Origin of the sequence: Christiangramia echinicola DSM 19838 (genome assembly GCF_000423065.1) — a bacterium.
In the GTDB taxonomy this organism is placed as follows: domain Bacteria; phylum Bacteroidota; class Bacteroidia; order Flavobacteriales; family Flavobacteriaceae; genus Christiangramia; species Christiangramia echinicola.
The window spans coordinates 205,851-226,671 of the sequence record NZ_AUHG01000016.1 but is presented as its reverse complement, the minus strand read 5'-3'; the positions used below and the strand labels follow the sequence as shown (position 1 = coordinate 226,671).

Annotated in this window: 24 protein-coding genes; 19 read left to right on the top strand and 5 right to left on the bottom strand. The window is 33.5% G+C overall.

Annotated features, from left to right (window positions below; genetic code table 11):
- Positions 1–47: 47 nt before the first annotated feature.
- From G530_RS0112770 to G530_RS0112730, 8 genes are all read left to right on the top strand, one after another.
- Positions 48–788, top strand: coding sequence for a TraB/GumN family protein (locus G530_RS0112770; protein ID WP_026934910.1), 741 nt, complete (start codon positions 48–50; stop codon positions 786–788).
- Between the two features lie 169 nt (positions 789–957).
- The gene (locus tag G530_RS0112765) at positions 958–1,599 is read left to right on the top strand and encodes a hypothetical protein (protein WP_026934909.1); all 642 of its coding nucleotides are present in this window, start codon (positions 958–960) and stop codon (positions 1,597–1,599) included.
- Between the two features lie 140 nt (positions 1,600–1,739).
- Positions 1,740–2,564, top strand: a complete 825-nt coding sequence (locus G530_RS0112760; protein WP_156888633.1) for a CPBP family intramembrane glutamic endopeptidase — start codon at positions 1,740–1,742, stop codon at positions 2,562–2,564.
- 101 nt (positions 2,565–2,665) lie between these two features.
- Positions 2,666–3,574 carry an alpha/beta hydrolase family protein gene (locus G530_RS0112755; RefSeq protein WP_026934907.1) on the top strand — a complete coding sequence of 303 codons (909 nt, stop codon included), beginning with the start codon at positions 2,666–2,668 and terminating at the stop codon, positions 3,572–3,574.
- Positions 3,575–4,551: 977 nt separating this feature from the next.
- Complete coding sequence (locus G530_RS16910; RefSeq protein WP_035716391.1) at positions 4,552–4,941, top strand: IS630 transposase-related protein; 390 nt, start codon at positions 4,552–4,554, stop codon at positions 4,939–4,941.
- A complete protein-coding gene (locus G530_RS16905) occupies positions 4,938–5,804 on the top strand; it encodes an IS3 family transposase (RefSeq protein ID WP_035716388.1) in 867 nt (288 codons plus the stop codon). Before G530_RS16910 ends, G530_RS16905 begins: the two co-directional genes overlap by 4 nt.
- A gap of 332 nt (positions 5,805–6,136) precedes the next feature.
- On the top strand, positions 6,137–6,607 hold the full coding sequence (locus G530_RS0112735; RefSeq protein WP_026934905.1) for an OsmC family protein: 471 nt from the start codon (positions 6,137–6,139) through the stop codon (positions 6,605–6,607).
- A 291-nt stretch (positions 6,608–6,898) separates the two neighbouring features.
- A complete protein-coding gene (locus G530_RS0112730) occupies positions 6,899–7,198 on the top strand; it encodes a hypothetical protein (protein WP_026934904.1) in 300 nt (99 codons plus the stop codon).
- A 15-nt stretch (positions 7,199–7,213) separates the two neighbouring features.
- Here the strand turns inward: G530_RS0112730 and G530_RS0112725 are convergent, their stop codons facing one another.
- A complete protein-coding gene (locus G530_RS0112725) occupies positions 7,214–8,440 on the bottom strand; it encodes an amidohydrolase family protein (protein ID WP_240472160.1) in 1,227 nt (408 codons plus the stop codon).
- Between the two features lie 576 nt (positions 8,441–9,016).
- Between G530_RS0112725 and G530_RS0112720 the strand changes: the two genes are divergently transcribed.
- The 3 genes from G530_RS0112720 (at position 9,017) to G530_RS0112710 (ending at position 11,300) form a co-directional block, all read left to right on the top strand.
- Entirely contained in the window at positions 9,017–9,388 is a 372-nt protein-coding gene (locus G530_RS0112720) for a glyoxalase superfamily protein (protein WP_026934902.1), read from the top strand.
- Between the two features lie 582 nt (positions 9,389–9,970).
- Positions 9,971–10,495 carry a GNAT family N-acetyltransferase gene (locus G530_RS0112715; protein ID WP_026934901.1) on the top strand — a complete coding sequence of 175 codons (525 nt, stop codon included), beginning with the start codon at positions 9,971–9,973 and terminating at the stop codon, positions 10,493–10,495.
- A gap of 370 nt (positions 10,496–10,865) precedes the next feature.
- Positions 10,866–11,300, top strand: a complete 435-nt coding sequence (locus G530_RS0112710) for a hypothetical protein (protein ID WP_026934900.1) — start codon at positions 10,866–10,868, stop codon at positions 11,298–11,300.
- A gap of 88 nt (positions 11,301–11,388) precedes the next feature.
- On the opposite strand, the gene G530_RS0112705 is transcribed toward G530_RS0112710, so the two are convergent.
- Positions 11,389–12,588 carry an NAD(P)/FAD-dependent oxidoreductase gene (locus tag G530_RS0112705; RefSeq protein WP_026934899.1) on the bottom strand — a complete coding sequence of 400 codons (1,200 nt, stop codon included), beginning with the start codon at positions 12,586–12,588 and terminating at the stop codon, positions 11,389–11,391.
- A 188-nt stretch (positions 12,589–12,776) separates the two neighbouring features.
- A complete protein-coding gene (locus tag G530_RS0112700; protein ID WP_026934898.1) occupies positions 12,777–13,556 on the bottom strand; it encodes a hypothetical protein in 780 nt (259 codons plus the stop codon).
- A gap of 277 nt (positions 13,557–13,833) precedes the next feature.
- On the opposite strand from G530_RS0112700, the gene G530_RS0112695 reads away from it, so the two are divergent.
- From G530_RS0112695 to G530_RS0112675, 5 genes are all read left to right on the top strand, one after another.
- Positions 13,834–14,277: a VOC family protein gene (locus G530_RS0112695; protein ID WP_035716384.1), complete on the top strand. Its 444-nt coding sequence runs from the start codon at positions 13,834–13,836 to the stop codon at positions 14,275–14,277.
- A 14-nt stretch (positions 14,278–14,291) separates the two neighbouring features.
- Positions 14,292–14,681, top strand: coding sequence for a hypothetical protein (locus tag G530_RS0112690; protein ID WP_026934896.1), 390 nt, complete (start codon positions 14,292–14,294; stop codon positions 14,679–14,681).
- 22 nt (positions 14,682–14,703) lie between these two features.
- Positions 14,704–15,543, top strand: coding sequence for an ATP cone domain-containing protein (locus tag G530_RS0112685; protein ID WP_026934895.1), 840 nt, complete (start codon positions 14,704–14,706; stop codon positions 15,541–15,543).
- On the top strand, positions 15,533–16,906 hold the full coding sequence (locus G530_RS0112680) for an MBL fold metallo-hydrolase RNA specificity domain-containing protein (RefSeq protein WP_026934894.1): 1,374 nt from the start codon (positions 15,533–15,535) through the stop codon (positions 16,904–16,906). The genes G530_RS0112685 and G530_RS0112680 overlap by 11 nt, the downstream gene beginning before the upstream one ends.
- A gap of 74 nt (positions 16,907–16,980) precedes the next feature.
- Complete coding sequence (locus tag G530_RS0112675; protein WP_026934893.1) at positions 16,981–17,568, top strand: hypothetical protein; 588 nt, start codon at positions 16,981–16,983, stop codon at positions 17,566–17,568.
- A gap of 3 nt (positions 17,569–17,571) precedes the next feature.
- Here the strand turns inward: G530_RS0112675 and G530_RS0112670 are convergent, their stop codons facing one another.
- Positions 17,572–17,958 (bottom strand): DUF302 domain-containing protein, encoded by a 387-nt coding sequence (locus G530_RS0112670; protein ID WP_026934892.1) that lies wholly within the window; start codon positions 17,956–17,958, stop codon positions 17,572–17,574.
- A 160-nt stretch (positions 17,959–18,118) separates the two neighbouring features.
- Here G530_RS0112670 and G530_RS0112665 point away from each other — a divergent pair, with 160 nt between their 5' ends.
- Positions 18,119–18,562, top strand: coding sequence for an Hsp20/alpha crystallin family protein (locus G530_RS0112665; RefSeq protein WP_026934891.1), 444 nt, complete (start codon positions 18,119–18,121; stop codon positions 18,560–18,562).
- Positions 18,563–18,778: 216 nt separating this feature from the next.
- Here G530_RS0112665 and G530_RS0112660 read toward each other — a convergent pair whose 3' ends face one another.
- Complete coding sequence (locus G530_RS0112660; protein ID WP_026934890.1) at positions 18,779–19,477, bottom strand: aspartate/glutamate racemase family protein; 699 nt, start codon at positions 19,475–19,477, stop codon at positions 18,779–18,781.
- Positions 19,478–19,615: 138 nt separating this feature from the next.
- Here G530_RS0112660 and G530_RS0112655 point away from each other — a divergent pair, with 138 nt between their 5' ends.
- Both G530_RS0112655 and G530_RS17650 read left to right on the top strand, forming a co-directional pair.
- Positions 19,616–20,356, top strand: a complete 741-nt coding sequence (locus tag G530_RS0112655) for an energy transducer TonB (protein ID WP_026934889.1) — start codon at positions 19,616–19,618, stop codon at positions 20,354–20,356.
- A gap of 283 nt (positions 20,357–20,639) precedes the next feature.
- Complete coding sequence (locus G530_RS17650; protein ID WP_156888631.1) at positions 20,640–20,780, top strand: hypothetical protein; 141 nt, start codon at positions 20,640–20,642, stop codon at positions 20,778–20,780.
- The last annotated feature ends 41 nt before the right edge of the window (positions 20,781–20,821 follow it).

Sequence of the window (20,821 nt, the reverse complement as noted above, 5' to 3'; positions counted from 1 at the left end):
GAGACCGTTGGCAACAAGCTAAACATAATTCTAACTAAAACTTAACTTTGAAAAAAGCTGTCATTCTAATTTTAATCTTCATCAACTTAATTAGTTGTTCAAAAAATAATCAAGTTAATTTTGATACTGGTAATCTTTGGAAAATAACTTCTAAAAGTGGAACAGAATCGTTTATTTTCTCAACTATACATTTATATCCTAAAGATGAATTGGACATTGCCCAAGAAGCAATCTCCAGTCTTAAGAAATGTAATACTCTAGCACTTGAGTTCAATATGTTAGATTCTTTGGAACTACAAAAAATTAGTACTTACAAAATGCCTAAATCTTTATCTAATGGATATAGTGCGCTACTTTCAGAATACGATCCAAAAGAATTGAGTTCAATGGAAATTCAATTAATAGAAATTGCTAAAAAACATGAATTAAAAATTATTGGACTTGAATCGGCAGATGAAATGTTAGCTAATCTTGACAAGTTTAAAGAAACCGAAGATTCTAAAAAAGAAATGAGCAATCAATTGTTAATTGAAAATTTTCAAATGGCTTTTAAAATGTACAGAGAAGAAAATATTCATGGTATAAAGAAAAATATGTCGCAAGATGAACCTACTATGACAGAGATAATAGTTGATCAAAGAAATAAAAATTGGATTGAAGACATAATAAAAACCATTGAAAAAGAGAAAACCTTTATTGCAGTGGGAATGGCACATTTTGGTGGGGAAAATGGAATATTGAATCTACTACATAAAGAGGGTTTTAAATTAGAAAGAATAAAAAATTAATTGGTAACCCGCCAGTTGCCAACAACGATTCATCGCAAATAGCCGGTACCGTTAGTAAGAAAATAATTAAATTCACCAACAAACCAGGTCTAATCCGACAACACCGCGTTCCCTACTCCGCCAACTTGCGATAATCGAGAACGTTAGCTGCAATTATTTTTAGAGAAATTTGAGTAAAAAAGAAGAACTTAAAATGGAAATTGAAAAGGTCTGGCACATTTATACATATGCTAATGAATGCTTTCAAATTTCATATTACCTTCATAAACCAAATTCAGAAATAGAATCTGAATACGTAGAGAAATCCAGAATATTTAAATTTACAAAACATTCATTTTGGAGATTAACAGTAATTGAACTTGCGAAAATTTATAGTAAATCTAAAAATAGGGACCGTTTTAATCTTTTCCATATTATTTCAAAACTTCAAGAAAATGGAGATTACAGAAATTTGAAAATGAATCCTCAAATACTGAAAAAATGGGATACTCAATTAAAACAAAATGAGGATTCTATTAGAGAAGTATTGATTTTGAGAGATAAAATTTATAGTCATACTGATCCGAATAAAGAAAAATATATAGATTCAGATATTACTTTTGAAAAAACTGAAAAGTTGTTTTGGATAATAAGAATGGTTATAACTGATATTTACCTTGAAATATTTGATTCTGATCCACATTTTTCTAAATCATTAATTGGCGCTGACAATATAAAATTTGTAAAAGTTTTAGCCGATAACAAGAAAAAAGTAAGAGAAGAAACAGTTCGAAAATATATTGAAGAGGCTAACAAAAATAAAAGCAGCTAACAACGGTTAATCGCCAATAGACGGTAGCGTTAGTAAGAAAATAATTAACTTGACCAACAAACCAATACTAAGCCGACAAATCCGCGTCCCTTACTCCGCCAACTGGCGATAACCGGGACCGTTGGCTGTAATTATTTAGAGTGAGTATAACTAAAGCACTTTTATTAACCCTTCTATTGATATTCAACTTTCTCTTAGTTCAACTTGGAGTAATTGGTTTATTTGAATTATTTGATCAACCAATATCATTATCAAATTCCCATTTAAAAGGTGTCAGCAAAATTGTTGGGTTCATAATTAGCTACTTTGTTTTATTTAAAGTTTTCTGGAAAGTAGAATTTCCGAGGAAAGTTGACTTCAAAATAAATAATTATAAATTATCAATTCTAATATACTTGATAATAATGTCTATAGGATTAGAACTAATCTATCAGCCATTATTCGATATAGATAAATTAATGGAATTCTACAAAAATGGGTTTCTAGATATTCAAAATGAAAATTATTCAAATAATCGAACAGACTTAATTTACCAATTCTTAGCCGTTATATTAGTAGCTCCAATTTTAGAAGAACTATTTTTTAGAAAATTTCTAATATTAAAGCTTTTAAAAAAGAATAAGAAAATCACTTCTTTATTAATTTCAAGTTTTTGCTTTGCCTTAATTCATATAGAAACTCCTATTAACTTGATCCCCTCCTTCTTTTTTGGAATATTAAGCGGATTAATCTTCATAAAAACTAGAGAGATTCTGTATTCGATAATTTTTCATGCTTTGATCAATGCTTACTACTTGATATTTCTGGTAAATGCTACCAATTACAATAATTGGGTATATAACTTAAATTTTAATTACATCTACTGGAGTTTAGTGATATTAGGTTTAATATTAACTTTCGTGGGTGTGAAGAAAATAACTTCAGCCAACAACGATTCATCGCAAATAGCCGGTACTGTTAGTTAGAAAATAATTAAATTCACCAACAAACCAGGTCTAAGCCGACAATGCCGCGTTCCCTACTCCGCCAACTTGCGATAATCGAAACCGTTGTAAACAATATTTATATGAAGAAACTGCTTAAATTTTCTTGCATTATTACACTGATATTTTTTTCAAATTTCAGCATTGCTCAGAAAAACGAAATAGCTAAAAACCATAAATCTTCAGATTTCTACGAGTTATATAAACCAGATACAACAGAAGCTGTTTTAGTGCTTTTTGGGGGATATCCGGAAACTGCAGAAGATATTAAAAGAGAATTTGCTATAAATGAACTTGCTAATGAGAAGAATGTAGCGGTTGTATATTTAAACTACAGCGGTAAATTATGGTTAGAAGAAAATGAAAAAATAGAATTAGCAGAATCAATTAATAAATTATTCAAATCCAATGAACTTCCAATCACTAAGGTATTTCTTGGAGGTTTTTCAAGTGGAGGAAATATGGCACTCTTAATTAGTGATTTTCTAATTGAAAACTCCAATTCAATTAAACCAGAAGGGGTTTTCATTGTAGATTCTCCCATAGATTTATTAGCATTATATAACAGTGCAGAAAAAAATATAAAAAGCAATTATTCTCAACCAGCAATTCAAGAAGCAAAATGGATAATTAAGACGTTAAACGAGAATTTTGGGGAACCTGTAAAGAATTTAGATCAATATGAAAATTATTCAGTTTTCACTTCTAAAACAGACAACATTAATAATTTAAAAAATTTGGAAAATACCCGAATTCGATTTTACACAGAGCCGGATATTCAATGGTGGAAAGAAAATAGAAAAGCCGATTATGATCAAATGAACGCTAATTTTATTGAAAAACTTTCGCAAAATCTAAAAGATGCTGAGTTTGATCAAGTTGAATATATTCCCACAGAAAACAAAGGATATCGAGCGAATGGAGAAAGACATCCACATAGTTGGTCGATAGTAGATAAAGAAGATTTACTCCAATGGATGTTAGAGAAATAAATACAGTTTACAACAACGGTTAATCGCCAATAAGCGGCACCGTTAGTAAGAAAATAATTATCTTGACCAACAACAAAACACTAAGCCGACAAATCCGCGTCCCTTACTCCGCCAACTGGCGATAACCGAGACCGTTGCAAACAATGCCCAGAAAAATTCTGCTAGAAGAAAATTACGGACTTATCTCTGATTAAATAAGTTCTAGAAAAGTCATTAGATTCACGTAAAATAAATCATAACTGATAAAGGTAAAATAAAGATCTACTAAAATAATAATTGAAGCTAGACCAACTAAGAATATATAACGTCGTGGTAAGTCCGGAAGAAGTTTTTTGTAATAAATTCCACCTAATAATAATGATAATAGAATTACAATTAGAATATGTATTGCTTCTAGATTCTTCTCTTCTTCACAATAAACTCCTAGAATCATAAAAAAGGAAAGGGCTAAATAGCTATTAGATAAAACAGTTGAAATTGACTTAAATAGAAAATTCTTGAAAAAAACAGCTCCTACAAGAAAAATTGAACTGAGTAAAATTGGAAGTAGATAAAAAAGCCAGGATAAATACTCGAATTGTAAAAAAAAACGATTAAAAATGAAAAGATCAATAGTCAAAACATAGAAAAATAGAACTATGAAAACTATCAATATTAATTCAAGAATGAATTTCAAAAATTGGTTCAAAAAAAAAGAATTTATATTGATCGAATTTAGAAAAAAGAATCAACTATTAACCAGAATCATAAGAACTTAATTCTGCAAAGGCACAGTTAGCAACAACGGTTCACCGCAAATAACGGGTAGTTTTCTAAAAATGTTTATTTTAGAGACCAATTATTAAAAGAACTAATCCGACAAGTCCGCGTCCCTACTCCCGCAACTTGCGGTAACCGAAACCGTTGTAAACAATGCTCAAACATGTACTTTCCTGAAATAGGTTGACTAGAAATTAAACCTTTTAGTACTATACCTAATGAAACAACAAAATGAAAATTGTCGAAAAACTTCCTACAAAAAAGTAGGGTACGATCTTAAGCTGGTTATCATCGATCAGATTCAAAACGCACAGATATCTATCAATCATGCTTCCGATAAATATCAGGTTTCCAGAGCTTCCATCTATTACTGGTTGAAAAAATACAGTACTTTAGAACAAAAGAAACAAAGGATGAGTAAGAAAGATGAAATCAAGAAACTCAAAGAAAAAATAGAGGAACTGGAGTTTGTAAAAGACTTTCAACAAGACATTATTGCTGATATGGAACTTATCACCGGAGTCGATATGTCAAAAAAGTCATTGCCCAAAACATTAGCAGACGAGATCGAAAAAAAGAAGCAAAACCGTTTAAAAGAAAATGGTTGATCCAATGTTTTGGGGTTTCCAAACAAGCTTTCTATAAGCGGTTAAAATCTCATCAGAAAAGGCAAGCACAGCAACAGCTAATCATTCGGCTTATTAAAGAGTATCGGAGTCAGTATGGTCTGCGCACCGGTGGAATTAAACTATATCAGGAATTAAAGGCTGATATGAACCGACTCGGTATTAAAATAGGAAGGGATAAATTCTATCGTGTAATGCGAATGAATAACCTACTCGTTCCTAAATTAAAGCGATTCCATATCACAACCGATTCAAAACATCGATTCTTTAAATACAAGAACCTCGTAAAAGACAAAGTTCCCACCAGGCCGGAACAACTTTGGGTAAGCGATATTACCTATATCAAAACGCAGAACGGACACAGCTACCTGGCATTGGTCACAGATGCCTATTCTAAGCAAATTATGGGGTATAAATTAGCAAGCCATATGAAGACATCACTTTGCATCGATGCCCTTAGAATGGCCATTAAAAATAGAAAATACAAGAATCAGAAACTCATTCACCATTCCGATCGTGGAATTCAGTATTGCAACCCGCTATATACAAGCTTTGCTGAACAACATGGAATATTGATGAGCATGACCGAAAAGTATGATCCGTACGAGAACGCCGTAGCTGAAAGGGTTAATAGAACCCTTAAGTATGAATATGATTTAAAACGTACTATAAAAAATACTAACTTAGCTAAGAAGATGGTCAAAAGGGCTGTTGAGATTTACAACAACAAAAGACCACATTTTAGTCTCAAATTGAACACCCCTAACTTTGTTCATTTGAATAGAAATGTAGACTATCATTCCTACAAAAGGAACAAACAAAATTTAGAAATGTTGACTATTTAAACTGTCGAAAACTAGATCAAAAAAGGTCAACCTATTTCAGTACAATACATAATAGAAAGCAATCCCTTTGATGATTCAGCATCGGAAAGAGCTAAATACTGTAGACATCTACGAAATCTTCGATTCTCAGAAAATGAAATTGATATAAATGCTTTTAAAAAATATCCTAAACAATAAATACTAAACTTCAATCAAAATTCATCGCCCTAAGACGATAACCTTAGTGAAAAAGTAATAATTTCACTTATAACCAATTCAACGCTTAGCCTTACTGAACTACCTTGTCGGGGCGCAGCACATAAAAAACAAAAATTAGATTAATAATTTAAATTATGAATAAACACAATTATCAAGTAACTATAGAATGGACCGGAAATCAAGGCAGTGGAACTTCTGATTATAATTCATATAATAGAAATCATAAAATTAGCTCTGAAGGAAAATATGATCAAATTCATGGTTCATCAGATCCTTCATTTTTAGGAGATAACGCAAAATATAACCCTGAGGATTTATTTCTATCCTCTTTATCTGCTTGTCATATGCTTTGGTATTTACATGTATGTGCAACTAATAAAATTATGGTAATAGAATATGTTGACAATGCAAAAGGAGTTATGGAAATAATGGAAAACGGGATCGGAAAATTTGTAGAAGTAACCTTATACCCGACTGTAAAAATTACCGATAAAAAAATGATATCAAAAGCTAATGAATTGCACGCAGAAGCGGCTAAAATGTGCTTTATTGCTAATTCCTGTAATTTCGAAGTAAAACATAACCCAACAACTACATCTGACTAAAAGTTGCAGGCAATAACAATTCATCGCTAATTGACGGCACTATTAGTAAAAAGAATAAATTCAACGAAATCTGCCAGGCAGTGTCCCTTATTATATCAACGGGCGAAAATCTTAGTTATAGGTAAACGCATGAAATGAGAATGAAATTTTCAAGATTGTGCATATTTAAAATCTAAATTGACTTAGCGAACTTTGATTTAAAATTGATAACAAACGTCTTAGATAAAAATTCTTTAACTTTAATCCACATTAACATTCTGATTTTCAATCACGAATAGATTATTTAAAGATATGCCAGTTGAAAGAGGTCCAAAAAGTCTTCATGAACATAATAAGTCGCTATTATATTCAAACAGACCAAAATTTAAAGAAGATATAAGAGATAATATTTATGTTGATAAAATAAGAATGGATGGTGTATTGTTTGAAAAAATCGAAAAAGATCAATTAGAAAAAGTAATTGCTCAAATTAGAATTAATGCAAAAAGAGAATTATTAAAACAGTTCAAAATGCTAGCTATCTCAATATTCATAACCATTTTGATAATGATCTTTCTAAAAGATTATCTTGATCAAAGCTTTGCAGTTTAAATAGTAAGCAGGCAGTTAAAAAGTACTATCCATATAAACTTTTCCGTCTTTCATAACGAAAACTACTTTTTCAACAGATCCTATAAAGTCCTTTTCAATATCTCCTTTGATTGCAATTATATCAGCAAACGCACCAGGTATTAAAATACCAATTTCATTCTCCTTCTTAAGACTTTTAGCTGAAAGATAGGTAGCAGACTGAAGAATATTTAACGGTTTCATTCCAGATTCATAATAGGTCCTAAACATATCCTGAGAGGAAATTCCACGAGAAACACCAATATCTGTGTAATTATCTGAACCCGCCACGATGGTAACGCCCATTTCTATAGCGTTCATCAATCTTTCTTTCATATTAGACATATAGCCTTCAATCCATTTTAAATCGTCTGGATTACTGCCTGAAATTTTATAATAACGATCCATGTAACTTCGGCTATTTTCAGTTGGAACTAAAAACACATTCTTTTCTGCCATTAATTTCAGAGTAGAATCGGCTAGGAAAAAACCATGTTCAATTCCATCTACACCTGCTTTAATTGCATCCCAGGCAGATCTATTACTAATGGAATGAGCTGTTACTGTCAACCCATAGTCGTGGGCGGTTTCTGTAATCTTCTGCATTTCTCCCCTGGTTAACCTCGTGTTATTTGGTAGGTTATCTGCGCAAATTTTAATAACATTAACTTTCTGATTAACATGTTCACGAACAGCATTAACGGCGTCGTAGGGACTATTTATGATGCGGTATTCAAGGTCTACAATTTCTTCATACCCACTTTGAACTCCATAAATTTGACCGCCAAAACCAGACATGATTTTTCCTGCAGCAAAAATACGCGGACCCTCGATGGTCCCTTCATTAATAGCATCTCTTAATGCAACATCGAGAAATTGCCCTGAATTTCCAAGATCTTTTATTGAAGTAATTCCTACATCAAGATAAGACTTAGCTCTTCTATATCCCCTCAAAGTTCTTAAGGCTTGATTTTCTAAAACTAATGTACTAATGCTATGCTCGGCAAAATCATCTTGAGGTTCCTGATCGAATAAAACATGTGTATGTGCATCAATAAATCCTGGTAGAACTGTATAATCGCTTAAGTCTATAATTTTAGCATTTTCGGGAATTTTAATATTGTTTCCAATATTTGAAATTTTCCTTCCTTCTACATGAATTACTCTATTCTTAAGAATACTATTTTGTTCACTATCATAAACTGAACCGGCTAATATGAACATTTCATTGCTTTGAGCTAATGAACCTATAAATGAAAAAACTGAAAAAAGTAAGGTTAAAAAGGTAAATCTAGGCATGAGTAGAATTAAGAGTTCCCGAAACTGAAAAGATCGATAATTTAATGTGAAAAAGAGATAAAGATAGAAAACTTTGTAAAACAATGATTCATCGCAAATAGACGGCACCGTTATTAAAAAATAATTTCATCAAAATATTAGGGTTATAGCAATTCTATACAGTCAAGAAAATAATTATGGGCTAAATTGAAATCATATTGAAGTTTAACCAAAATAAAAATTCCTGTTTTCAGAGATTCAGGTTAAAAACCGACAGCTACAACAACTCTGATTATCAGTTTTTTACATATATTTACTCTATTAAAAAATTATATGATGAAAAAACTCTACTGCTTAGTTTAACTATTTGATATTCACAAAAATTATTTTCTTACATCTTTTTCTTTTTCCGCAGCGGAAAAAGCCGCAGTTAGAATTTCTCATTTCTCAAACTGAACATTAAATTCTATGCCGAAATTCTATTACTATACAGATGCAGTATTCGGTAATAAAAAATAAAACATGGCGGAATCAAATAATTACTCTCATTCAGCAACAATATTCCCCGTTAGCGACCTGGGAAAATCCATCGAATTCTATTTAGATAAACTAGGCTTCGAAAAGACCTTTGAATGGGGGGAGCCTATGTATTATGCCGTAGTAAAAAAAGGTGGAGTGGGTATTCATCTTACCAAGCGATCTGATGGAGGGAGACCGTCAAAATATCATCGTGCCCTTTACATTTTTGTTAATGATATAGAAAAGGTTTATAAGCAATGTAGAGATCAAAACGTGAAAATTGTGAATGATCTGGAAGATCGTGATTATAAAATGAAAGATTTTGACATTGAGGATCCTGATGGCTTTATAATCACATTTGGTAAAGCAGAATAACCAACCTTCTGCAACTTGTATCATATGATGCGAAGCAAATAATATTTTCTATTAAATACTTTCAGCTGAAAAAATAGAATAAAAATCAGCCACTATACGTCTTCATCGTAAATAATACTATTTCGACCTCCGAAGAATTTCCACAATTAGAAACTTAAAAACTTCTTCTGAAAAAACAATAAAAAAGACTGCCCAACGATTTCAATTCTAAGATCAAACCTTGAGATAAACTGATATGTAAAAAGAAAGGCTCGATGGTTTGTGCAACCTTTCAGCATACAGGAAAATCGGAGATTTAGAATATGATCTCAAACCAGATTTTCAGGAAAAGGCGATAATAAGCGAAGCATTTGTAACTGGAATAGATTATTGATTCAACCAAGCCCTTTTCGAAAAGATCAAGGCTTTTACCAATATTAAATATCCAGGATCTATGAAACTACCGGAAAGAAACATTTTCATTTAAAAAAAATCCCGAAATGATCCAGGTAATCCTGATAATATTATTTTTATATCCTTAAAAAATTGAAAAAGATCAATTAGAAAAAGTAGTTTTCGAAAAGCTTAAATTCATTTGCATTCATGACTAAAAGAATTATCAAGATTAGAAATGCCAACCCATCTGAATTTAAAGAGATTGGAGAGCTTATGGTGATGGTATATTCAAAATTAGAAGGGTTTCCAACACATAAGGAACAGCCAGCATATTATGAATTACTTTTAAATATTGGTGATCTAACTAAAAGACCTAAAACCGAACTAATAGTAGCAGTTTCAGATAAAGAGGAAGTAATGGGTGCATTGGTTTATTTTAGTGATATGAGCTATTATGGCTCTGGTGGTACTGCTACAAAAGAAAAGAATGCTTCCGGTTTCCGTCTGCTGGCCGTAAATCCAGAATACAGAGGTATTGGAATAGGCAAACAACTTACGTTAGCGTGCATAGGAAAGGCTGAAAATGACCAAAATAAACAGCTGATCATTCATTCTACAAGGTATATGAAAGTTGCCTGGGTCATGTATGAAAATTTAGGCTTTAAAAGATCTGAGGATCTTGATTTTATGCAAGGGCAACTACCTGTCTATGGATTCAGATTAAAGCTTTGATTCTTATTAATTTGGAATTAGATTTCAATTTGAATCAGGTTAAATTACTTTTTACATGATCGGTTTCATAATAATATTTTGCTAGCAACTTATAAATTCAAGATATGCTACAATTCCTCTAGGCCTTAAAATACTACATTCAAATTTCATTTTCTGAATTAAAATGTCATTCAAACTTTTTAGAATAAAATGATAAGAATCAGATTTTTTTTCGACCTAAATTCTTAACTTATAAATCGCTTCTAAAGAATAATTTAGAAGTTACAGCCCCCTCTCCCTGGCAGTAATTTTAAGCCAGATAATCTTTTTGCTTGTCTTTATTTACACGCATTTAATGGTATTTGTTCTCTTAATTAAAAAATAGATCGTCATGCAAACCAAAATATCTAATCCCTACGGATGGGAATCTCCCGAGCTCATACATAAGTATTCCGTGATATGGCATTCACGTTTGAACTTCATTCTAAAAGAACTTGAGTTCTTAAAAGATCTTTTAAAGAATAACGTCTACCCTATAGTAGAATCTCACTTAAATAATAAGGCTGAAAATTATCTTGAAGAACTTGATGTTTTGAATAAGGAAGTTTCAAGTTTATTAAAAACTGTTACTCTTCATAAAAATGGAGTAAAGATCCTCTTTGTCAAACAGGTTCCTTATGAGAATGAGTGGAATTATAAGCATGAGCATAGAAAGCTAATGATCAAAATGCATGAATTTGATAGTAAATATCAGATCATTAAAAAAGAAATTTTCAGGCTGGTTAAAGAAGCGATAAAGCATCAAAAGCAAAAAAGAATCACCTGAATAAAGAAAAATGGCAATTTATAATAACAAACGGCCTTCGAATTAGTTCAAAGGCCGTTTGCTTTAAATTCGCCGATCTATCAAGTTTCTATGGTAAATAAGACAAGCCATGTTTAGTCTTCCATAGAAAATATTTCTCGAACAGTACCTTATTGAAATCGTACAATACATTCGGAATCATTATGGCGAATTTTCTTGGCTTAAAGAGCGTGTCAGATATTATGATCACTTCTTTCTTTCCAGCATCCATGACACATATCCCGGGTATTCTTCCCCAAGCCTTTTCTTTCAGTTTAGTTTTCCCTTTAGATAATCGATAAATATTTTCTGCTACTATCTTACCTGTCTCATCTGAGGGATATCCGGTTTTAGGACCTGAAAAAGGAACTTTACCTGGTTTAAAAGGAAGTTTTACATCTACAGCAATACCGGCAGCCCAGACATCTGGATAACTTAAATGTCTGTAATCATTTGTTACTGGTATATATCCGGTTTCAGTAGCTCGAAGTGCCGGTGAATTCTTGACAAAATCCACTCCAATAAATGGAGGCATCAGCATCGTAAATTTACTTGGTAACACTTCCCCACTGGTTAATTCCACTTTATCTGGAAATACTTCTTTTACGCCAACTTCTGTACGGTAATGTATATGGAACATCTTCATAAAAGATTTTAGCATGGTTTCACCGCCAGGCATGCCATCTATCCCAAAATGTCCCAGGTAGGTTTCTGGAGTGGTCCAGTAAAGATCTACCTTTTTACGAATATGTTGCTCACGTAACCATTTTTCAATATTGAATAAAAATTCGTAAGCCGCACCCATACAACCTGCATTCTGTGTCGCTCCTATAACTACTGGACCTGGATTTTCTTTAAACTCTTCAAGAGCAGCTCTTGTCTTCATTGCTCCATTAGGAGTTCCTATATAATGTGCATGCTCCTTAACTCCTGGTGCTACATCATATTTTACTTTAGGTCCTGTTGCTATGACCAGGTGATCATAACTTACATCTCCCATACTGGTTTTAACGATCTTATTTTCAGGGTCCACGTTCAAGGCCTCTGTATTCATGAATTCCACTCCTTTTTTCCGAAGTAACGTGTCTTTTCTAAAAGAAATATCTTTGATCTCTCTTCTACCAAAAGGAACCCAGATCAACGAAGGAATAAATAGAAATAAAGGAGATTTATCTATAACCGTTACTTCATGTTGCTCTTTTCCTTTTCTTTTCAGCTCGAGGGCAGCAGTTAATCCTGCAAAACTCCCTCCAATAACTACTGTTCTCATGGCTTCTAATTTTATATTCTAAAGATACACCATGAGGTAAGATCCTACGGTAACAGGAGTTACAAACCGGTGTCTTTGAAAGCAATAAAAGTAAAATCATACTGATGAAACGTTGAGAATTTATTAATAAACAAAATGCCCTTTGATTTATTTTCAAAGGGCATTTTTATATAATAAGATCTAATTTATTATCTAACCATCTTAACTAATGTTGCCATATAGGTCCATCTTAGGTCTCTTGTAGTTATACCATCGTTCATTTTAGTTTGAAGATCTGGACTCATCCCTCCATCAAATTCCATCGAGTTAAGATATTGTTCCCAATCATCGAACATATTAACTGTCATATGTGTAGTATAAACTTCAGAACCCTGAGGTATTAATACCCTTAATAATTGCCAGTCTCCCTTGGCTCCTGCATCTATATACGTTTTATGATACGGTTTAAAGGTTTCACTTTCTGCTTTTTCATAATCTTCATAACGCCCTTCGGTGGCTTTCATGAGATCCATAGAAGCGATCATTCCTGTTTTCATTTCATAGTCTGCATTGGCCTGGTCAACGACTTTTAGGTACAACCTAACTGCAAGGTCTCTTGACCCACCTGCCAGATTAACTCTATTTTCAAGTTCTTCATCGCTGAGATCTGGATATGCCATTTTAGCGCTTTCCATAATTCCTTCACCAGCTTTCATCATTTTTATTGGATCATCAAATACTGTAACCGTGAGGTATTGGTAACCCTGATCCTCTCCGCCGGGCATCAATTGCCAGAGATCCCAGCCAACAATATCGCCACTAGCTAATCGTTGCTCATGTATCTTCTCCCAGAAGTCCTCGGTTTCAGTATAAAAGAGTTCCTGAGAATTATCAACTTTCATAAACTCAAAGGTCAGGTATGTTTCTCCCTGGGTAAATCCTGCGCTGCTAAATAATACTATTATAATCAAACAAAGTAAACGTCTCATAATTTCCAGTTTTTTACATCTACATAAAGATATTAAAATAACCACAATTATTTGATTATCAATTTTTTAAAAATTTCAAATTAATCAATGTCAATATAATTTATTAAGAAAGCATCTTTTGATTCGATTTAGGTTTTAGGGTGATTTCTGAATTTTATTAGTTAATTTTAATACTGCTCTAAACCTTCAGATAGTATCTCCTTTTAAATTAATTCTGCTATGCGACACCTATTAATTGAATTTAGTAGAAATAGAATTTATCTTAAATTGATACATTATGAAAACCACTGTGAATATATACCTGACCTTCAACGGTAACTGCAGAGAAGCGTTTGAATTTTATAGATCTGTATTTGGTGGGACGTTTCCCCATGTAAGTACTTTTGAGGAAATGCCGCCTCAGGAAGGAATGCCTCCAATTAAGGAAGAAGAAAAAGATAAAATTATGCATATGTCACTACCTATAAGTAAAGAAACTGTCTTAATGGGGAGCGATACATCAGGAGAATGGGCAAAAGGATTTAAACAAGGAAATAATTTTTCCATTTCGGTGAATACCGGGGATAAAGATGAAGCTAACAGGATTTTTAAAGAGCTTTCTAAAGGAGGTGAAATTATGATGCCTATGAGTAAAACATTCTGGGGTTCTTATTTTGGGATGTTCACAGATAAATTCAGGATTAACTGGATGGTTAGTTTTGATGAAAATCCTCATAATTAATTTAAAATAAGCCCATGACTTCAGAAGATCACAACCTTAGAATTTTTAAAATTCTCTATATTATTAAAGGTATTTTGACCCTTGTTTTTAGTATTATCCCGTTGCTATATATCTTTTTTGGAATTTATCTATTTCAGTTTCATGATAAACATGACGATGATTCCACAATTGGTGGTGCTATTGTTATGACCATTGGGATCGTGCTATTTCTATTCTTTGTCGCTATGGGAATATTAACTCTTTTAACCGCAAAATACCTTGGAGAAAAAAGAAATTATGATTTTGTATTTGTGATGGCTATTATCAATTGCCTTACCGGAATCCTGGGTATCATTTTAGGAATATTTACGATCATTGAGTTAAACAAAACGAATGTAAAGCGGCTTTTCGGAAAACCAGTCTAACTAACATTTTCAAAAATTATACATGAGAGATCTTGAACCGGATATTATTAAATCCTCAGGGGAGAAAGTGAAATTCTCATTCTCTAAATTGAGAAGATCTCTTTTAAAAAGTGGTGCAAATGAATCTATTGTCTCCTCAATAATAGATGAAATAAGAGATGAACTTTATCAGGGCATTTCTACCAAAGAATTATACAATCGTGCCTTTGCATTATTAAAGGATCATAAGGGAGCCTACGCTTCACGTTACAGATTAAAAAAAGCTATTTATGAATTAGGGCCTTCCGGTTTTCCTTTTGAAAAATTTGTAGCGGAAATACTAAATTTTGCCGGATATGAAGTTGAACTGAATAGGGTTTTACAGGGCGAGTGTGTTACCCATGAAGTAGATATCATTGCGAAAAAAGGTGGGACTGGACATCTTATAGAATGTAAATTTCATAGTGAAGAAGGCAGGAATTGTGATGTTAAGATTCCGCTATATATAAATTCAAGATTTAATGATATTCATTCTTTTGAGAAAGAAGAGAATCAGGGCTGGCTGGTTACAAATACCAGGTTCACTTTAGATGCCTTAACATATGGAGAATGCGTTGGTCTTAAATTATTGAGTTGGGATTATCCCGAAGAGGAAAGTTTAAAGCTACTAATAGATAATTCTGGTGCTTATCCAATCACTACTTCTACGCTACTTTCAGATTCCGAAAAACAATTTTTACTCGAGAAGGGAATTATATTGGGAAGAAATTTACTGGAGAAGTCCTATCTGCTGGATCACCAGGGAATTTCTGAAAATCGCAAGAAACGGATCCTTTCTGAGCTAAGTATACTCTGTGATATTTCTGTAAACGATGGAGAATAAATTAAAAATAAAATTTCTAGGTGCAGCGGGAACTGTTACAGGCTCCAGGTTCTATTTAGAACATGAGGATTTCAGCATTCTAATAGACTGCGGATTGTTCCAGGGATTAAAAGAACTTAGACTACTTAACTGGGAAGATCTTCAGGTAGATGTTTCTAAAATAGATTATGTGCTTATTACGCACGGTCATTTAGATCACACAGGTTATCTACCAAGATTGATTCAGCAGGGTTTTAATGGTGAAATTATTGCTACCGCGCCAAGTTTAGCCATCGCGGAGATCATTTTAAAGGATACCGCTAAAATTCAGGAAGAGGAAGCTGAAAAAGCGAATAAAGAAGATTACTCAAAACATTCTCCTGCCTTACCTCTATATACTTCTAAAGAAGTCGAAAAGACCATAGAACTCTTTAAGAATATCAACATTGATGAATGGTTTGACCTGGCTGAAAATGTAAAGTTTAGATTCATCAAAGCCGGTCATATTCTGGGAGCATGTTCAATTGAACTTCATATAGGAGAAAAAGTATTTATGTTCTCTGGAGACCTGGGTAGAAATGAAGATGTTTTACTGGAAGCACCTGTAAAACCAGAGTGGGCAGATTATCTTTTTCTGGAAAGTACCTATGGCAATAAATTACATCCAGAGGAAAATATCGATGAAGTCTTAGCTAATTTGATCCACGATACCATTAGGGAAAGAAGTATTCTTCTAATCGCGTCCTTCGCGGTAGAGAGATTGCAACTTTTAATATACATTCTATATAGATTATTCAAACAAAATAAAGTTCCTGAGATCCCTGTTTTTATAGACAGCCCCATGGGAATTAATGCAACACATGTTTTTAGCATGTTTCCAGATTATCACAAGATCCCTGCTCACGAATTTGAGGCTATGAAAAATAGATTTGAACTGGTTTCTTCCTTTAAAAGAACCTGGGAGATCATAGATAAAGAAGGCCCAAGAATAGTGATAGCCGGCAGCGGAATGATCACAGGAGGTAGAATTCTCACCTATTTAAAACAATTCATAGATGAACCTTCTACTCGTTTATTGCTCACGGGATATCAAGCTGAAGGAACCCGAGGAAGACAACTGGAAGAAGGTGTCCATGAAATTAAGATACGTGGGAAATATTATCCTGTAAAAGCAAAGATCTCCAGGCTGGAAAGTCTTTCAGCACATGCAGATCAAAAAGAGCTCCTGGAATGGTGTCGAAATATTAAAAATGTGCCGGAAGAGGTCTATCTTATACATGGAGAAAAACGGGTGACAGATGCATTCAGGGTGAAACTGGTTTCAGAATTTAACTGGAATGTGAAAATTCCGTCTTTAAACGATGAGATCGAGATCATTTTGTAAGTCTTTGTTTCTTCAAAATCATATTTCTTATATTTAGGAATAAGTAAAATCAGTTTCAACAAAACTTTACTCCAATGCGCAATCTTTCAATTTTAATATTCCTGATAATTTCAGGTTCTGCATATGCTCAATCTGAAATTCTTCCAGCCGAAATACAAATTGCCACAGCAATGCTAGCTGCTCCTGAAGATTCACGAAGCGGTGCGATGGTCTATGGATATAATGAACAGGGCGATTTAGTAGTTTTACGTAAAGGCACGAATAACCTGATCTGCATTGCAGATGATCCGGAATTTGATGGAATTAAAGTTACCTGTTATTCAAAAAAGCTAGAACCTTTTATGTCTCGCGGCCGTGAATTAAGCCTGGAAGGAAAGTCGGAAATTGAAAAAAGAAAGATCCGTCAGGAAGAAGTGGAATCCGGGAAATTGAAAATGCCCGATAGCCCCAGCACTCTTTATGTATTTTCTGGTTCTACTGATAATTATGATAAAACTACTGGAGAACTTAAAAATGGAAAATTCAGGTATGTAGTTTATATTCCTTATGCTACAGCAGAGTCCACAGGCTTACCATTAAAACCTGATAACCCTGGAATGCCGTGGCTTATGGATCCCGGAACTCATCGCGCACATATCATGATTAGCCCGGTAAGCAATTAAGATTTAGATCATTTCTACGACCCGTAGAAGCTTTTTAGCGATTTCCCTGGCCGTACCGTTTAGATCATCATTTTCTACAGCCTGCATAGATGCCACAGGATTTACAGCGGCAACCTCGATCTTGTTTTCTTCCCATTCCTGAATAATTACATTGCAGGGTAACATGGTTCCAATTTTATCTTCAGCCATTAATGCTTCGAATGCATAGGGAGCATTGCAGGCACCCAGAATGTGATATCTTCTGAAATCCTTATCCAGTTTCTTTTTGAATGCCTCTTCTAATTTAATTTCGGTTAATACCCCAAAACCTTCTTTCTCCAGTTCTTTTTTCACCCTGCTTTCAACTTCATCAAAAGTAGCCTCCAGGGTTCTTTTAAAATAATATTCCATTTTTAATTCTGTTTATATCTGTTAATCCTTACATACTTAAAACTATTCTAAAATATTGAATACAAGTTATTTAAAAACTGACAAAGGTCATGGTTTTTCTTTTTTTATTGATTTAAATTCAAGAGTGCAAAAAAAATAATATAAACTTAAATCTAAAGTTATGTCACTAGTTAAATCACCAAAACAAAGATTTCCCTGGATGAATGGCGGTATCGCCAGATCCTTTGGATTAGATGATTTCTTTGAAGATGAATTCTTTACTACTAGAAAAGATCTTCCTGCGATGAATGTAATGGAACATGAAGATGACTTTCAAATTGAATTTGCTGTTCCTGGATTTTCCAAAGAAGATTTCGAAGTGAGTATAGAAGATGATCTTCTGTATGTTTCAGCTCAAAAAAGCATGGAAGATATAGAAGATGAAGACGGTTACACCAGGAAGGAGTTCAGCTATTCTAATTTTCATAGAACCCTTCAATTACCAAAAAGTGTGGATACTTCAAAAGATGTAAAAGCCAAATATAAAAATGGAGTTTTAAAACTTCAATTGATGAAAGACGAAAAGGCTTTGAAACCTCATAAAAAACAAATTGAAATTTCGTAATCCAAATTAAAAAAGCTGAACATAAGGTTCAGCTTTTTTATGTTCTCATACCAGGCGTTACAGGCACGACACCCAAATATCCTGTATATAGGGCAGACACAAACAAAATCAGTTATCAGAAAGATAGCGGGAAAAGTTAACAGAAAATGGCAAATGTTCCAGCAATTATTTCCTGCACATAAAGCAAGAACTGACTCATGTTAGTAAAGAGGATATTCATGAAACGGTTGAGACCTTTTCCAATATAAAATCTACCGCTTTTTGAATATGCAGATCTGTGGTCGAAAATAACGGCAAATCAAAATCTTTTTGATCTAGAAGTATTGGTAATTCTGTACACCCAAGGATAATACCTTCTACCCCACGGTCTTTTAAAAGTTCCATTTGCTGCTTAAAAAATTTCTTGGCTTCATCGGTGAATTTTCCCTGGGTAAGTTCCGACGATATATAGTTATGCGCGCTATCAATATATTCAGCATCCGGGATTAAAGTTTCAATTTCATAACCTTTTTTCAATCTATCCTGAATAAAAGAACCTGTCATCGTGGGCCTGTTACCTAGTAAACCGAGTTTCTTAATATTATGTTTCCGAGCCTCCGCTCCTATTGCATCACCAATATGTATAATTGGAATCCTGATTAATGGCTGAACATATTCAAATACCATATGAGGAGTATTAGCGCAAATAATGATCGCCTCTGCTCCGGCATCTTCAAGTTTACGGGCGATCTTCAGATATTCTGCCTTGATCTTAGGAATATTCTGTTCTCGCATAAGTTTGATATTTAAACTGTAAATGATCATCGGTGGATTCTCCCAGCCTCCAATTTTATTGGCAACCAGCTCGTTGATCTTTCTATAATATACCACCGTGGAATGCCATGAGGTACCTCCTATTAAGCCTAAAGTCTTCATATCTAAAGTTTCTAAGTGAATAATTATTAAAATTAGTCCAGATCAATGTGAATAATCATGACAATCGTCATGATTATTCATCTATACCATCTCTAACTTTAAAACATAATTATTAGAAATCCTTTAAATAGATAAGCCATGATTTCCAAGAAAAATCCCAAAGCCGATTTAAATAAATATAAAATGATCTTCTTTCAGATTGGTTTGATCATTACCCTGGGAATTTCATATATAGGTATTGAGTGGTCGTTTGATAATCGTACAGAACTTGATGATCAAAAAGTTCAGGTAAAAATGACTTTAACGGAAGACATCCCAATTACAGAGATGAAAACTCCGGTAGCTCCTCCCCATCCACCTCCTCCGGTTCCTGAAATAATAGAGGTTGTTGAGGACCATCTGGAAATTGAGGAAACTGAAATCCAATCTACCGAGAGCAGTTTGGACGACAGAATGGAATATATCGTTGAGGTTTCACAGGTGGTGGAAGGAAATCTGGAAGAAGAAATAGAGGATATTCCCTTCGTACTTATTGCCAATGTCCCCATCTATCCTGGATGTGAAAATGAAGTTGGAAATGAAGCAAAAAAACATTGTATGTCTCAAAAAGTGCAGGATCATGTGGCCAAAGAATTTAATAATGGGCTCGGAGCCACTTTAGGACTAAAAGGTATTCACAGAATAATGGTTGTATTTAAAATCGATTCCTCAGGTGAAGTAACAAATATTAGGGCTCGGGCTCCGCATAAAGATCTGGAGGCTGAAGCCATTAGAGTGATCAACCTTTTACCAAAAATGACTCCGGGTCATCAGCGAAACCGTCCGGTTGGCGTGATCTATAGCTTACCTATTGTCTTTGAAGTAAGACCTCCCGCATAACTCAACTATAATTCAAAAAAAGGACACTGATGCAGCGGAAATCAGTGTCCTTTTTTTTTAAAAATCGCTGGATTAAGAAATTTGTGAATTTTTTTAAAAAGAATATCTTTTATCTTCTCTGAGTATTAACCTTCCCGAAATGCCTATATCTACTCATATCACACCTAAACCTCTTAACCATTGTTAATTAAATAATAATATTGCAGGCGTTAATTAAGGAGAATCCTGTTAATAGCTTTACCCCTATCTTGAAACCTCCAGCCAGGCCTATTATCTTATACCAATGGCCATCTCCTTAGGATTCGGGATCGTTTTTGCCACCTCGATAATTCTAATTATTGTGCCCTGTTTATATTTAATTTCTGAAGATATCAGGCTGTATTTTGAAAAGGGGAAAACGGTGGAAAAAGAAACAGCAACTTAGGCTTCAATCAAAATTTCTAAGTGGCAACTTCTTAATAATAA

Coding starts and splice junctions, on each gene's coding strand:
- G530_RS0112755 (WP_026934907.1), top strand. CDS start 2,666: ATGAAGAAACTGCTTAAATTTTCTTGCATTATTACACTGATATTTTTT.
- G530_RS16910 (WP_035716391.1), top strand. CDS start 4,552: ATGAAACAACAAAATGAAAATTGTCGAAAAACTTCCTACAAAAAAGTA.
- G530_RS0112735 (WP_026934905.1), top strand. CDS start 6,137: ATGAATAAACACAATTATCAAGTAACTATAGAATGGACCGGAAATCAA.
- G530_RS0112730 (WP_026934904.1), top strand. CDS start 6,899: ATGCCAGTTGAAAGAGGTCCAAAAAGTCTTCATGAACATAATAAGTCG.
- G530_RS0112725 (WP_240472160.1), bottom strand. CDS start 8,440: ATGTTCATATTAGCCGGTTCAGTTTATGATAGTGAACAAAATAGTATT.
- G530_RS0112720 (WP_026934902.1), top strand. CDS start 9,017: ATGGCGGAATCAAATAATTACTCTCATTCAGCAACAATATTCCCCGTT.
- G530_RS0112715 (WP_026934901.1), top strand. CDS start 9,971: ATGACTAAAAGAATTATCAAGATTAGAAATGCCAACCCATCTGAATTT.
- G530_RS0112710 (WP_026934900.1), top strand. CDS start 10,866: ATGCAAACCAAAATATCTAATCCCTACGGATGGGAATCTCCCGAGCTC.
- G530_RS0112705 (WP_026934899.1), bottom strand. CDS start 12,588: ATGAGAACAGTAGTTATTGGAGGGAGTTTTGCAGGATTAACTGCTGCC.
- G530_RS0112700 (WP_026934898.1), bottom strand. CDS start 13,556: ATGAGACGTTTACTTTGTTTGATTATAATAGTATTATTTAGCAGCGCA.
- G530_RS0112695 (WP_035716384.1), top strand. CDS start 13,834: ATGAAAACCACTGTGAATATATACCTGACCTTCAACGGTAACTGCAGA.
- G530_RS0112690 (WP_026934896.1), top strand. CDS start 14,292: ATGACTTCAGAAGATCACAACCTTAGAATTTTTAAAATTCTCTATATT.
- G530_RS0112685 (WP_026934895.1), top strand. CDS start 14,704: ATGAGAGATCTTGAACCGGATATTATTAAATCCTCAGGGGAGAAAGTG.
- G530_RS0112680 (WP_026934894.1), top strand. CDS start 15,533: ATGGAGAATAAATTAAAAATAAAATTTCTAGGTGCAGCGGGAACTGTT.
- G530_RS0112675 (WP_026934893.1), top strand. CDS start 16,981: ATGCGCAATCTTTCAATTTTAATATTCCTGATAATTTCAGGTTCTGCA.
- G530_RS0112670 (WP_026934892.1), bottom strand. CDS start 17,958: ATGGAATATTATTTTAAAAGAACCCTGGAGGCTACTTTTGATGAAGTT.
- G530_RS0112665 (WP_026934891.1), top strand. CDS start 18,119: ATGTCACTAGTTAAATCACCAAAACAAAGATTTCCCTGGATGAATGGC.
- G530_RS0112660 (WP_026934890.1), bottom strand. CDS start 19,477: ATGAAGACTTTAGGCTTAATAGGAGGTACCTCATGGCATTCCACGGTG.
- G530_RS0112655 (WP_026934889.1), top strand. CDS start 19,616: ATGATTTCCAAGAAAAATCCCAAAGCCGATTTAAATAAATATAAAATG.
- G530_RS17650 (WP_156888631.1), top strand. CDS start 20,640: ATGGCCATCTCCTTAGGATTCGGGATCGTTTTTGCCACCTCGATAATT.